General features: G+C 70.2%; 14 protein-coding genes. 11 read left to right on the plus strand and 3 right to left on the minus strand.

The window, feature by feature from the left end; genetic code table 11:
• Positions 1 to 79 precede the first annotated feature (79 nt).
• Genes ETD86_RS57575 through ETD86_RS46685 form a run of 6 tightly spaced genes read left to right on the plus strand, consistent with a single transcriptional unit; the run spans position 80 to position 7,521 of the window.
• Complete coding sequence (locus ETD86_RS57575) at positions 80 to 943, plus strand: hypothetical protein (protein WP_211370742.1); 864 nt, start codon at positions 80 to 82, stop codon at positions 941 to 943.
• Positions 944 to 994: 51 nt separating this feature from the next.
• Positions 995 to 1,627: a TetR/AcrR family transcriptional regulator gene (locus ETD86_RS46665; RefSeq protein WP_170223651.1), complete on the plus strand. Its 633-nt coding sequence runs from the start codon at positions 995 to 997 to the stop codon at positions 1,625 to 1,627.
• Positions 1,624 to 3,213, plus strand: coding sequence for an acyl-CoA carboxylase subunit beta (locus ETD86_RS46670; RefSeq protein ID WP_138673062.1), 1,590 nt, complete (start codon positions 1,624 to 1,626; stop codon positions 3,211 to 3,213). Before ETD86_RS46665 ends, ETD86_RS46670 begins: the two co-directional genes overlap by 4 nt.
• Positions 3,210 to 5,078: an ATP-binding protein gene (locus ETD86_RS46675; RefSeq protein WP_138673063.1), complete on the plus strand. Its 1,869-nt coding sequence runs from the start codon at positions 3,210 to 3,212 to the stop codon at positions 5,076 to 5,078. Before ETD86_RS46670 ends, ETD86_RS46675 begins: the two co-directional genes overlap by 4 nt.
• Entirely contained in the window at positions 5,075 to 5,836 is a 762-nt protein-coding gene (locus ETD86_RS46680; protein ID WP_138673064.1) for an enoyl-CoA hydratase-related protein, read from the plus strand. The genes ETD86_RS46675 and ETD86_RS46680 overlap by 4 nt, the downstream gene beginning before the upstream one ends.
• Complete coding sequence (locus tag ETD86_RS46685) at positions 5,821 to 7,521, plus strand: acyclic terpene utilization AtuA family protein (RefSeq protein ID WP_281287088.1); 1,701 nt, start codon at positions 5,821 to 5,823, stop codon at positions 7,519 to 7,521. The genes ETD86_RS46680 and ETD86_RS46685 overlap by 16 nt, the downstream gene beginning before the upstream one ends.
• Before the next feature lie 31 nt (positions 7,522 to 7,552).
• On the opposite strand, the gene ETD86_RS46690 is transcribed toward ETD86_RS46685, so the two are convergent.
• Positions 7,553 to 8,416 carry an ROK family protein gene (locus ETD86_RS46690; protein ID WP_138673065.1) on the minus strand — a complete coding sequence of 288 codons (864 nt, stop codon included), beginning with the start codon at positions 8,414 to 8,416 and terminating at the stop codon, positions 7,553 to 7,555.
• A gap of 57 nt (positions 8,417 to 8,473) precedes the next feature.
• Between ETD86_RS46690 and ETD86_RS46695 the strand changes: the two genes are divergently transcribed.
• The 5 genes from ETD86_RS46695 to ETD86_RS46715 all read left to right on the plus strand — a co-directional run bounded on the left by ETD86_RS46695 (position 8,474) and on the right by ETD86_RS46715 (position 11,971).
• Positions 8,474 to 9,280, plus strand: a complete 807-nt coding sequence (locus ETD86_RS46695) for a GNAT family N-acetyltransferase (RefSeq protein WP_170223652.1) — start codon at positions 8,474 to 8,476, stop codon at positions 9,278 to 9,280.
• Positions 9,281 to 9,339: 59 nt separating this feature from the next.
• Positions 9,340 to 10,371 carry a phosphotransferase family protein gene (locus tag ETD86_RS46700; protein WP_170223653.1) on the plus strand — a complete coding sequence of 344 codons (1,032 nt, stop codon included), beginning with the start codon at positions 9,340 to 9,342 and terminating at the stop codon, positions 10,369 to 10,371.
• Between the two features lie 94 nt (positions 10,372 to 10,465).
• Positions 10,466 to 10,726, plus strand: a complete 261-nt coding sequence (locus ETD86_RS46705; RefSeq protein ID WP_138673067.1) for a hypothetical protein — start codon at positions 10,466 to 10,468, stop codon at positions 10,724 to 10,726.
• 57 nt (positions 10,727 to 10,783) lie between these two features.
• The gene (locus ETD86_RS46710) at positions 10,784 to 11,635 is read left to right on the plus strand and encodes a helix-turn-helix domain-containing protein (protein WP_138673068.1); all 852 of its coding nucleotides are present in this window, start codon (positions 10,784 to 10,786) and stop codon (positions 11,633 to 11,635) included.
• Between the two features lie 69 nt (positions 11,636 to 11,704).
• A complete protein-coding gene (locus ETD86_RS46715; RefSeq protein ID WP_138673069.1) occupies positions 11,705 to 11,971 on the plus strand; it encodes a hypothetical protein in 267 nt (88 codons plus the stop codon).
• Between the two features lie 84 nt (positions 11,972 to 12,055).
• On the opposite strand, the gene ETD86_RS46720 is transcribed toward ETD86_RS46715, so the two are convergent.
• Positions 12,056 to 12,553, minus strand: a complete 498-nt coding sequence (locus ETD86_RS46720; protein WP_138673070.1) for a coiled-coil domain-containing protein — start codon at positions 12,551 to 12,553, stop codon at positions 12,056 to 12,058.
• Positions 12,554 to 12,771: 218 nt separating this feature from the next.
• Positions 12,772 to 13,194 (minus strand): mannosyltransferase YkcB-related protein (locus ETD86_RS57580; RefSeq protein WP_484213971.1); only part of this gene is annotated, 423 nt, incomplete at its 5' end.

Raw genomic sequence — 13,194 nt, forward strand, 5'->3', positions numbered from 1 at the left:
AAGAGACAGGTCATCCGGCGGACCAGCTGGGCCCAGTGGACCAGGGGGGCCCGGCAGGTCGTCGCGGCCCGGTGACGGTGTGCCCGCGCGGCAGCGCCGTACTCTGACCCTGGCCTTGTCAGGCGCCGCCGCAGCGGCCCTGCTGGTCGTCGCCGGCGCCGTGGTGGTGCAGGCGAACAGCAAGCAGGTCCCGGTGGTGGCCGTGGGCGAATCGAGCCAGAGCACCCCCGGCGATGGCTCGGGCGCGGGCCAGCCCGGCGAGCCTCCGACCACCGAGGAGACCCCGGCCCCGTTCGTCCCGACCGAAACCGCGGCCCCGGTCCCCACCGCGGACATCGAACTGCCGCAGGAGACCAAGAAACCGAAGAAGACCAACGAGCCGATCGCCCAGGTCCCGACCCCGGCCGAGACCGCCGCGCCACGACCCCAGACCTCGACGAAGAGCCCCGAGCCCGACCCCGAGCCCTCGCCGACCCCGACCAAGACCAAGAAGGGGACGAACGCGGTCGACCCCGAGGCAGAGCCGACGACGGTGCCGACGTCTGCTCCCCAGAGCACGGATCCGCCCACCGTCACGCCGAGTCGGAAGCCCACGTCCAAGCCCACCGCCACGCCGAAGCCCAACCCTTACAAGCCGACCTCCGTGTGCGGCTCGGGGTACAAGGTCATCAGTTCGCGGGCTCTCGCCCATGCCACGATCTACCTGCTGTACAACGCGACCGCGGGCAAGAACTGCGTAGTCACGCTGTCCCGGCTGGTCTATACAGGCAAGGTGCAGATGAACGCGATCCTCCAGGTCAAGGGCGGCTCTAGCGCGAGCAATCCCGGTAAGTTCAGCGCCTACGCAGGTCCTGTACGCCTGCTTGCGAAGGGCAAGTGCGTGATCTGGGGCGGTTCGCTCGGTTCCGAGAGCTGGAAGTCGGGCTGGAGCCACTGCAAGTAGCCGGCCGGGATCCCTTTTCCCGCAGGCGACCTGACGGTTACCGTAGTTGACGTGATCGTCAGGTCGTCGCCGGTGCTGACGCCCAGGGGCAAGCGGACGCGCACCGCGTTGCTGGAGGCCGGTCGTGCGGCGTTCGAGGAGCATGGCTATGAGGCCGTGCGGATCGACGACGTGTGCCGGCGGGCCGGAGTCTCGCACGGCTCCTTCTACACCTACTTCGGCTCCAAGGAAGCGCTCTTCGGCGAGGTGGCGGAGGCCGTGGTCGGGGAGATGTTCGCGGCGAGCGTCGTCGGCGCCACGGCCACCGGCGACCCGTACGCGCGCGTCGAGGCGGCCAACCGGCTCTACCTGCGAGCCTGGGCCGCGAATTCGCGGCTGGTCCGGATGGTGGAGCAGGCGGCCGTGTCCGAGGAGAGGTTCGGGCGGTTGCTGCTGGAGTTGCGCGAGGTGTTCGTGCGGCGCGGCGCGGACGGGCTGCGGCGGCTGCAGGAGCAGGGGCTGGCCGATCCGGCGCTGGATCCGCGGCTCACCGCCGTCATGCTGGGCGGAATGGTGGAGCATTTTGCTCATGTCTGGCTTGATCTCGGGGAACAGACCGACGAGGAGATGGCCGTCGATCATCTGACGCGGCTGTGGGCGCAGGCCATCGGGTTGACGCGAACGTCAACTACGGAGGGCGAATGATCAGGACCAGGGTCGACGCGCACGGCGACGACTACCGGCAACGGCGCGAGGCGATGCTCGCCAAGCTGGCCGAGCTCGACGCCGAGCACGCCAAGGCGGTGGCCGGGGGCGGGGAGAAGTACGTCGAGCGGCACCGCAAGCGGGGCAAGCTGCTGGCCAGGGAGCGCATCGAGCTGCTCGTCGACCCGGATTCGCCGTTTCTGGAGTTGTCGCCGCTGGCGGCCTGGGGCAGCGAGTTCCAGGTCGGGGCCGGGATGGTCGCCGGGATCGGGGTGATCGAGGGGGTCGAGTGCGTGATCACGGCGAACGATCCCACGGTCCGTGGCGGGGCGTCGAACCCGTGGACGTTGAAGAAGTCGCTGCGGGCGGCGGACATCGCGCTGCAGAACCGGCTCCCGTACGTGAACCTGGTCGAGAGCGGCGGCGCGGATCTGCCGACGCAGAAGGAGATCTTCATCCCGGGTGGCCGGATATTTCGTGATCTGACCCGATTGTCGGCCGCCGGGATCCCCACCGTCGCGCTCGTTTTCGGCAATTCCACGGCCGGCGGCGCGTACGTGCCCGGGATGAGCGACTACGTGGTGATGGTGCGGGACCGCGCGAAGGTGTTCCTGGGCGGGCCGCCGCTGGTCAAGATGGCGACCGGGGAGGAGTCCGACGACGAGTCACTGGGCGGGGCGGAGATGCACGCCCGGATCAGCGGGCTCGCCGACCATCTCGCCCAGGACGAGCACGACGCGCTCAGGATCGGGAGGCGCATCGTACGGTCCCTCAACTGGCGCAAGCAGGGCCTCACCCCACTCCCGGTGCAAGATCCGAAGTATCCGGCGGACGAGTTGCTGGGCATCGTGCCGGAGGATCTCAAGGTGCCGTTCGACCCGCGCGAGGTGATCGCCAGGGTGGTGGACGGGAGTGAGTTCGAGGAGTTCAAGCCGCTCTACGGGGCCTCGCTGGTGACGGGATGGGCGCGGATCCACGGCTATCCGGTGGGCGTGCTGGCCAACGCGCGCGGCGTGTTGTTCAGCGCGGAGTCGCAGAAGGCCACCCAGTTCATCCAGCTCGCGAACCAGTCGCGCACCCCGCTGCTCTTCCTGCAGAACACGACCGGCTACATGGTCGGCAAGGACTACGAGCAGGGCGGCATCATCAAGCACGGGGCCATGATGATCAACGCGGTGTCCAACTCGACCGTGCCGCACCTGACGATCGTCATGGGCGCCTCGTACGGCGCCGGCAACTACGGCATGTGCGGGCGCGCGTACGAGCCCCGCTTCCTGTTCAGCTGGCCGAGCGCCAAGTCGGCGGTGATGGGCCCGGCGCAGCTGGCCGGGGTGTTGTCGCTCGTGGGGCGGGCGTCGGCGCAGGCCAAGGGGCAGGTCTACGACGAGGAGGCCGACGCGGCGATGCGTGCCATGGTGGAGGCCCAGATCGAGGCGGAGTCGCTGCCGTTCTTCCTGTCGGGGCGGCTCTACGACGACGGCGTGATCGATCCGCGCGACACGCGTACGGTGCTGGGCATGTGCCTGTCGGCGATCAACAGCGCGCCGGTGCCACGGCCGGCGGGGTTCGGGGTGTTCCGGCCGTGATCACACGTCTGCTCGTCGCGAACCGGGGCGAGATCGCCCGCCGCGTCTTCCGTACCTGCAGGTCACTCGGCATCTCCACGGTCGCCGTCTTCTCCGACCCCGACGCGGACGCGCCGCACGTGGCCGAGGCCGATCTCGCGGTACGGCTGCGCGGCGCCCGCTCCTCCGACACCTACCTGGCCGTGGACCGGATCCTCGAGGCCTGCCGGGCGACCGGGGCGGACGCGGTGCATCCCGGTTACGGGTTCCTGTCGGAGAACGCCGCGTTCGCGCAGGCGGTGCTCGCGGCGGGGCTCACCTGGGTGGGCCCGCCGCCCGCGGCCATCGAGGCCATGGGCTCGAAGATCACGGCGAAGCGGTTGATGGCAGAGGCCGGCGTCCCGGTCCTGCCCTCACTCGACCTGGCCGCGCCCGCGGAGTTCCCGCTGCTGGTGAAGGCGTCCGCCGGTGGCGGCGGACGCGGCATGCGGATCGTACGGGAGCCCGCGGCGCTGGCTGGCGAGGTGGAGTCCGCGCGGCGGGAGGCGGAGTCGGCCTTCGGCGACCCGGCCGTGTTCGCCGAGCCGCTGCTGGAGCGGGCCAGGCACATCGAGGTGCAGGTGCTGGCCGACACGTACGGGACCGTGTGGGCGCTGGGCGAGCGCGAATGCAGCGTGCAGCGGCGGCACCAGAAGGTCGTCGAGGAGTGCCCCTCGCCGGGCATCCCGCCCGAGCTGCGGGAGCGGCTGTGCGACGCCGCGGTCAGGGCCGCCCGCACGATCGGGTACGTGGGGGCCGGCACGGTGGAGTTCCTGGTCAAGGGCGATCGGGTGGCGTTCCTGGAGATGAACACCAGGCTCCAGGTCGAGCATCCGGTCACCGAGCTGGTCCACGGGGTCGATCTCGTGCGGTTGCAACTGGAGGTGGCCGAAGGCAGCGCGCTGGCCCCGGTTCCTCCGGCAGCGTCCGGGCATGCCGTGGAGGTGCGGCTCTATGCGGAGGACGCCGGCTATCTGCCGCAGTCGGGGGTGTTGCGGCGGTTCGAGGTCGGCGGGGACGTTCGGGTGGATTCTGGGGTCGAGTCGGGCTCGGTCGTCTCGCCGTACTACGACTCCATGCTGGCCAAGGTGATCGCGCACGGCTCGTCCCGCGCGGAGGCGGTGCGGAAGCTGGTGGCGGCGCTGCGCGGGGCGCGGCTGCACGGGCTCACGACAAATCGGGATTTGTTGCTGAAAATCCTGACAAATCAGGCTTTCGTGGCTGGTGACACGCACACCGGCTTCCTGGCGGATCTGACGGACGCTGACGTGGCGGAACCGGCCGGTGAGTTGCCCGCGCTGGCGGCCGCCCTGGCTCTGGCCGCCGCCAACCGTCGCCGCGCCCCGGTGCTGGCCGGCCTGCCGAGCGGCTGGCGCAATGTCCGCTCCCAACCCCACCGCGCCCGCTTCGCCGAGATCGAGGTCGTCTACGACCCCCTGCCGGACCGCGTGGTCACGATCAGCGCGGAGCCGCACCGGGTGGTCCTGGAACGCGACGGCGTCCGGCACACGTTCGCGATCGCCCAGTACGACGAGGACGGCACCGTCCACGTCGACCACGCCGGCGGCCACGCCGAGCTGACCCCGGTCCCGCGCCTGCCCGAGCCCGTCGAGCACGTCGTGCCGGGCTCACTGCTGGCCCCGATGCCGGGCAGCGTGCTCAGGGTCGACGTGACGGCCGGCGACCGGGTGGCGAAGGGCCAGTCGGTGCTGGTGCTGGAGGCGATGAAGATGGAGCATCGGATCGCCGCCCCGGCCGACGGCGTGGTCTCCGGTCTGCACGTCGAGAAGGGACAGCAGGTCGAGGCGGGGGCCGTACTGGCGATCATCCAGGAGGGGGACCAATGACGAGCCTCGTACGCAAGGACCTGGCGGACGGCGTCACCACCGTCACGCTGGACTCGCCGCACAACCGCAACGCCCTGTCCGTACGCCTGCTCGCCGACCTCCATGACGCGCTCACCTGGGCGCTGGCCGAGCCGACGGCCAGGGTGATCGTGCTGACCGCCACCGGGACCGTGTTCTGCTCGGGCGCCGACCTGAAGGAGCAGAAGGAGGCGGGCGCGCCGGTGACGGCGTCGCTCCCGGAGATCTTCACGCTGCTCTGGGAGAGCCCGAAGCCGGTCGTCTGCCGGCTCAACGGCACCGCGCGGGCCGGCGGCCTGGGGCTGGTGGCCTCCTGCGACTTCGCGATCGCGCCGCTGACGGCGTCGTTCGCGTTCACGGAGGTACGCCTCGGCGTCGTGCCCGCCATGATCTCCGTACCGGTGCTCAGGAGGCTCGATCCCCGTGCGGCGGCCGAATACTTCCTGACCGGCGAGGTGTTCGACGCCTCCAGGGCCGCCGAGATCGGGCTGCTGTCGCGGGCCGTTCCCGAGGAGGAGCTGGACACGACGGTCGCACGCTACGCCGAGATGCTCGTCAAGGGCGGCCCGGAGGCGCTGGCGATCACCAAGCGGCTGGTCAGGGAGGTGCCGCAGCTGCCGTTCGCAGAAGGGCTGCGGCGGATGGCGGAGCTGTCCGCCGAGCGGTTCACCTCGGAGGAGGGCCGGGAGGGGATCGCGGCGTTCTGGGACAAGCGCCCGCCGACGTGGGCGTCGCCGTGACGCTGCGGATCGCGAACTGCAGCGGCTTCTACGGCGACCGGCTCTCGGCGGCGCGGGAGATGGTCGAGGGCGGCCCGATCGACGTCCTGACCGGGGACTGGCTGGCCGAGCTGACCATGCTCATCCTGGCAGGCAACCGGCTCAAGGGCCGTCCGGGCTATGCGACCACCTTCCTGCGGCAGCTGGAAGACGTCCTCGGGGCCTGCCTCGACCGAGGCATCAAGATCGTCTCGAACGCGGGCGGCCTGGACCCGGCCGGGTGCGCCGAGGCCGTGCGCGAGCTGGCCGCCCGGCTCGGCCTGTCCCCCAAGATCGCGTACGTCACCGGTGACGACCTCACCGGCAGGCCGCTCGACCTGGTCAACGCCGACACCGGCGAGCGGCTCGACGCGACCCCGCTGACCGCGAACGCGTACCTGGGCGGGCGCCCCATCGCGGCCGCGCTGGCGGCGGGCGCGGACGTGGTGGTGACCGGCAGGGTGACGGACGCGGCGCTGGTCACGGGACCTGGCATGTGGCGCTACGGCTGGGGTCCCAGCGATCTCGACGCGCTCGCCGGCTCGGTGGTCGCCGGGCATGTCATCGAGTGCGGCTGCCAGGCGACCGGGGGCAACTACGCGTTCTTCCAGGACGTGCCCGACCTGGCACGCTGCGGCTTCCCGATCGCCGAGCTGCGGGCCGACGGGTCGGCGGTGATCACCAAGCATCCGGGCACGGGTGGCCTGGTCTCGATCGGCACGGTGACCGCGCAGCTCGTCTACGAGATCGGCGGTCCGCGGTATCCCGGCCCTGATGTGGTGGCCAGATTCGACACGATCACGTTGTCGGAGGACGGGCCGGACCGGGTGCTGGTGTCCGGGGTGCGGGGGGAGCCGCCGCCGGACACGCTCAAGGTCGCGGTCAACTACCTGGCCGGTTACCGCAACACGATGACGCTCGTGCTGACGGGACTGGACGTGGAGGCGAAGGCCAGGGTGGCGGAGGAGGCGATCTGGGCCCGGATTCCACGTGAGTCGTTCGACCATGTGGACGTGACGCTCGCCGGCGGAGGGCTGCTGCGGATCACGGTCATGGACGCCGACCGGCACAAGGTCGGGCGGGCCTTCTCCTCGGCGGTGGTGGAGACGGGGTTGGCCAGCTATCCGGGCTTCTACGGGCTGACGCCGCCGGGCGACGCGTCGCCGTACGGCGTGTACTGGCCGGTCCTCGTCCCGGCCGCCGAGGTCCGGCCGCGGGTGTTCATGAACGGCGACGAGCTGCCCCTTCCCGACGACGTGCCCCGTGCGGCGACGGTCCCGAACCCGGCACCCGCCCGGAGGGAGGTGACGCCCCCGGCCGGCGGGCCGGTGGCGCGCGTGCCGCTGGGGCGGATCGCCGGGGCACGATCGGGCGACAAGGGCGGCAACGCGAACCTGGGGGTCTGGGCCGACACCCCCGACCGGTATGGCTGGCTGGCGTCCCACCTCACGATCGCCAAGCTCAAGGACCTGCTCCCGGCGCTGGCCCCGTACCGGATCGAGCGTTTCGAGCTGCCCGCCATCAAGGCGCTCAACTTCGTCGTCCACGGCCTGCTGGGCAGAGGGGTGGCGGCGAGTCCGCGCATGGACCCGCAGGCCAAGGCGCTGGGCGAGGAACTCCGCGCCCAGCTCACGGACATCCCCACCAAGCTCCTCCCGGACGTCTGACGCCGGCCACGGGCGCGCACAGGGCCGTGCGTCACGCCCGCCACCCCAGCAGCCCTGCCCCGAGCAGACCGGCATGCCCGCCGAGCCGCGAGGCCTGCACGTCCGGAGCGGGGCGGAAGGCGAGGCGGTCCGCCAGGCGGGCGCGCACCGGCTCCAGCAGGGCGTCGCCCGCCAGGGACAACCCGCCGCCGATGACGACCAGCGCGGGATCCAGCAGCAGCGTGTACGTGGCCAGGGCCAAGGCCAGCGCCTCGACCGCCTCCCGCCATACCTCCGCCGCCGCCTCGTCCCCCTGCCGCACCCTGCGGAGAACATGCTCGGCGGAGGGCTCGCCGCACCGGGCCGCGATGGCCCCGGCCGAGGCGTAGGCCGCCAGGCAACCTCGCTGCCCGCACGCGCACGGCAACCCGTCCGGACGCACCGGGATGTGCCCGATCTGCCCGGCCCATCCACCCGCGCCCCCGTACGAGGAGCCCGACAGGACGACCGCGCCCGCGATCCCCGTGCCGATGGGCAGGAACAACAGGTCCTGTCCACCCACCCCATGGACCAGCTCGGCCTCACCCGCGGCCCGCACGTCATGTCCCAGCACCACGGGCAGGTCCACATCCGTGAACGCGGAAACCGGCACGTCCCGCCATCCGAACGCCGCCGAGAAGACCGCGTGCGTGGCCGTGACGAGCCCCGGCACCGCCAGCCCCACGGCCACCGGCCGCAGCCCGGTCCGCGGCCTGGACAGGTCGCCGACGAAGGCCGAGATGGCGGCGATCACTCGCTCCGGTCCCTCCGCACGGGGCGTGGGCCGGCGCCCGGCATAGAGGATCGTCCCGTCACGGGCGACAAGTCCGCCTTTCATGGTGGTCCCGCCGACATCGATCGCCGCAACACACTCCATCCAGCCCTCCAGCAATCACTTTGAGATCAGCATCCCCTATAAAGAAAGATGTCCCCTATGACCCCTCGCCGTCTCACCCTCGACGACCTGGACGACTGCGCACGCCTGGCCAAAGACCGCGGCTGGCTGCCCGAACAGCACAAGTGGCGCCTGCTCCTGGAGGTCAGCGAGCCGTACGGCATCGACGCCCCGGACGGCGACGGTCTGGCCGCGACGAACATCCTGACCTGCTACGGCGACGACCACGCCGTGATCAGCATGGTCCTCACGGCCTCCAGATTCGGCCGGCGCGGCCTGGGCCGCCGCCTCATGGAGCACGTGATGGAGCGGGCAGGAGACCGGACGGTCTCCCTGTACGCCACCGAGAACGGCCGCCCGCTCTACGAGCGGCTCGGCTTCCACGTCGTCGGCGGGGCCGCCAAGCACACCGGGCACTTCACCGGCGAGCCCTCGGGCGTGACCCGCCCCGCCACCCCGGACGACCTCGGGACGATCCTGGCGCTCGACGCCGAGCTGTTCGGCGCGGACAGATCGGCGGTGCTGCGGCGCATGTTCACGTTCGGCGAGCAGGTCAGGATCGCCGACGGCGGCTTCGGCCACTGCTGGCGCAACGACGACAACACGGTCATCGGCCCCATCGTGGCACGGGACGAGGAGACCGCGCGGGCGCTGATCGGCGATCTCGCCCTGGGGGCGGACGGCGAGGTGCGGATGGACTTCGACCTCGCCCACGAGTCCATGATCAGGTGGGCCGCCGAGCACGGCGTGGGCAACCCTTGGCCGGTCTCGCGCATGGTGCGCGGCGGCGGCCTGCCCGGCGATCCCGCCTGCCAGTTCCTGCCGTTCATGCAAGCCCTGGGTTGACCGCCTGCGCGGCGTCCTCGTAGGGTCACCACCAGAATATCGTTCTGTAGAAGGATTCTATGGAATCAACCCCAGACACGACGTCCACCCACATCGATGTCAGCGCCATCGACTTCGACGCGCTCGGCGCGTGGATGGACGGCCAAGGGCTGCCCGGGGGGCCGATCACGGGCGTGACACCGGTCCTCGGCGGTACGCAGAACGTCATGGTCCGGCTCGAACGCGGCGGCCGCCCGTACATCCTGCGCCGCCCTCCCCAGCACGCCCGCCAGAAGAGCAACGAGGTGCTGCGCCGGGAGGCGCGGCTGCTGGCCGTGCTCCGCGACACGCCGGTGCCCGCGCCCGTGCTGGTGGCGGCGCAGACGGCGAGCGAGCCGGTCTTCTACCTGATGGAGCCGGTCGAGGGGTTCAATCCCTCGGTGGGGCTGCCCGAGCCGCACGCGTCCGACCCGGCGATCAGGCACCGGATGGGGCTGGAGGCCGCCGCCGCGCTGGCCGAGCTCGGACGGGTCGATCCGGAGGTGCTGCCGGGCTTCGGCCGGCCCGAGGGGTTCCTGGAGCGGCAGGTGCCGCGCTGGCTCAAGGAGCTCGACTCGTACGGCGACCTCGACGGCTACCCCGGCCCCGACATCCCCGGCCTGCGGGAGACCGCCGCCTGGCTGACCCGCCACCTCCCCAGGGACTTCACGCCCGGCGTCATGCACGGCGACTACCACTTCGCGAACCTCATGTTCGCCTGCGACGGCCCGCGCGTGGCCGCGATCGTGGACTGGGAGATGTGCACGATCGGCGACCCACTGCTCGACCTGGGCTGGTTGCTGGCCACCTGGCCCAGCAACAACGGCCATGTGCCCGGGCTGCCGTCACCGCAGGAGCTCGTCGCCTACTACGCGGCGCTGTCCGAGCGCGACCTGTCGGCGATCGACTGGTACGCGGTCATGGCCTGCTTCAAGCTCGGCATCGTGCTGGAGGGCACGCACGCCCGGGCGTTCGCCGGCAAGGCGCCCAAGGACATCGGCGACCTGCTGCACGCGACGACGCTGGAGTTGTTCGAGCGGGCGCGGGAGTTCATGGGCGGCGTTCTCGGCTGACCATATATCGCGATTTTCGGAAACCAGGATCACCAAACAGCCCCGAGCCGTACAATTGCGCGCAATTGCACTGATATTTCGGGGAAGGATCGTCATGCGCATGCGGTTCCTCGGCTCCACCTCGGAGGCGGGCGCCTGCCCCACCCTGTACGAGACCGACCGCGGCACCATCGTCGTGCAGGGGCTCGAAGTCACCGACGCCGAGGCGCTCGCGGACCTCCGCGACGTCCTCGACGGCGAGACCGCGGTCGAGGTCCCCCGCGAGCTCATCACCGAAATCGCCCGCCGGGTCCTCCCCGACGGCGCGGCAACCGCTTTCCCGACCAGCGGAGGGATACCGACCGCAACCGGTTGATCACAATTGCGCCTGACACTGGCATGATCGACGCAACCAGGGCTAGCCTCTTGCGGCGTGACGTCGTTTCAGCAGGCGCGCATCGACCTCGGCGGTCAGCTACGGCAACTGCGCGAGGCCGCCCACCTGTCGGGCAAGGAGCTGGCCGAGCGGCTGCGCTGGCAGCCGTCCAAGGTCTCGCGGCTGGAGAACGCCCGGCAGACCCCCACTGAAGACGACGTGGTCGGGTGGGCGCAGGCCGTGAGCGCCGCACCCGACACGACGGACGAGCTGATCAGGCAGGCCCTCGCCCTGGCGGAGCGGCACGACAGCTGGAAGCAGCGCTACCGCGGCGGCCTGGCCGCCCTTCAGGAGGACATGCGGGACCTGGAGGCCCGGACCAAGCTGTTCCGCGCCTTCGAGCCCGGCATCATCATGGGCCTGCTGCAGACCCCCGAATACGCCCGGCACGTCTTCCGCAAGGTCAAGCGCCTCTACAGCGCCGCCGACCAGATCGACGCGGCCGTGCGGGTGCGGATGCAGCGCCAGGAGATCCTGTACGACCGCGGCAGGACGTTCAGGTTCGTGGTGCCCGAGTCGGCGCTGCACACCATGCTGGCGCCGGCCGACGTCATGCGCGGCCAGCTCGATCGATTGCTCGCGGTCAGCACATTGCCGAACGTCGAATTCGGCGTGATCCCCTTAGGCACCGAGCTGCCGTCCGCGCCGATCAACGGGTTCTGGATCTACAACGATGGCATGGTCGGCGTGGCCACGATGACAAAAGACCTGGTCCTGCGCGATCCCGATGACATCGCCTTCTACGTCAACGCGTTCGATGATTATGCGAAAGTGGCCGAGTTCGACGAGGGCGGGCGGGAGGCGCTGATCCGCATTCTTCACGCATACCGAAAACAAACCCCACATTAACCGCAGCAATTGCTTGCCTCCGCACCCAAGATCGTGCAATTCTGGCGCGAGACGATGCGGAGGTGACGCATGATGCTTGATACCGCGCTCAGCCTCGAGCGGTTCGCCTGGCACGCGGGTCGTCATGCCGACCTGTCCGTCCAGAGCCTGGCCCTGTCCAGCGACCCGGCCTATGTCTCGGTCCGCAATCGCTTCTCGGCGACCCTCGCGGAGACCGTGACCTGCTCGGACGAGGGTGCCTTCGTCACGTCCTGGGGCTACCGCCTGGGCACGACCGAGGACGTGGAATCCGCCGCCGCCCGCCTCGCCTTCCTCCTCGCGGCCCTGCCCGCCTGAACCAGCACCCCGTCTTGTCGGGCACGCTCATGAGAAGAGCGGGCCCGTCCCAAACACGGGCCCGCTCTTCGGCAGGGGGGCGAGCTAGTTGAGGTCGGCCTTGTCGATGTCCGGCTTGTCGATCTCGAGCTTGCGCTGGATGGCGATGAGGATCTGCATCATCTCCAGCTGGCTCCCCTGCATATCGGTCACCTTCGACTCCAGCTTGTCGAACCGCGCGTCGACCTGCTCGAACCTGGCGTCGACCTGCTCGAACCTGGCGTCCATCTTCGTTTCGAGCCTGTCGACCTTGGCGTCGAGCTTGTCGACCTTGTCTTCGACCCGGGTTACCCGCTCATCGAGCTTGTCGACCTTGTCTTCCACCCGGGTTACCCGCTCATCGAGCTTGTCGACCTTGTCTTCCACCCGGGTTACCCGCTCATCGAGCTTGGTGACCTTCCCGTCGAGGACCTTGACGCGGCTGGCCACTCCGTTGATCCGCTCGGTGAGGTCCTGTGCCAGCTCGGCGTGGTCTGCCCGCACCTGGATGAAGTCGTTGTCGAGGGCGCCGCCGAGCGCGCAGCCGATTTCCTTGTACCCCAAGATGATCTCCCGTAGGTTGGGGGGAAGGGACCGGGGATATATCGCATCTCCGGTCCCGCTGACTGCGTCGAGAATACCCCGCTGATCGCTACCAGAAAACGAATCCGAAAAAAGTTTCCCCTGGTCAGAGGGCAGATCGCGACACTAAATCGGGACTAATCGGCCTATTTCACAGCGAAAGAAATTGGGGCACCGACCGCGCGGCGCCCCTTGCGCAATTAGGCCGTGCAGTCGTATAGACCGTCCTGCCCATCCACCGCCGTGCAGCTCTCCTGAACCCAAGTCGTCACCCCGGCGTTCCCCCGCCCACCGGGTCCGCCCCGATCATCGCCGGCCATGACAAACCGGAGCTGCCCCGACGACACGAGCTCCTTGAGCCGCTTCACCGTCATCGCCGGATCGCTACCCGTGAAGCCGCCCATGGCGATCACCGGTTTGCCGGTGGACAGGATCAGGGACGACGCCTGCTGCGCGCTGTTCACGGCGACCAGCCAGGTGGCCGTGCCCTGGTTCGCGATGAGGTATTTGGCCACGGAGTCGCTCACCCCACCCCCAGGCCCACCCCGCATGACGCCGGAGGGTCGCTGCGTGGTCCCGTTCTGCCCGTTCTGCCCGGCCTGCCCTTCCTGTCGGCCGGGGAA

The sequence above is a fragment of the Nonomuraea turkmeniaca genome (assembly GCF_005889735.1).
Taxonomy (GTDB): Bacteria; Actinomycetota; Actinomycetes; order Streptosporangiales; family Streptosporangiaceae; genus Nonomuraea; species Nonomuraea turkmeniaca.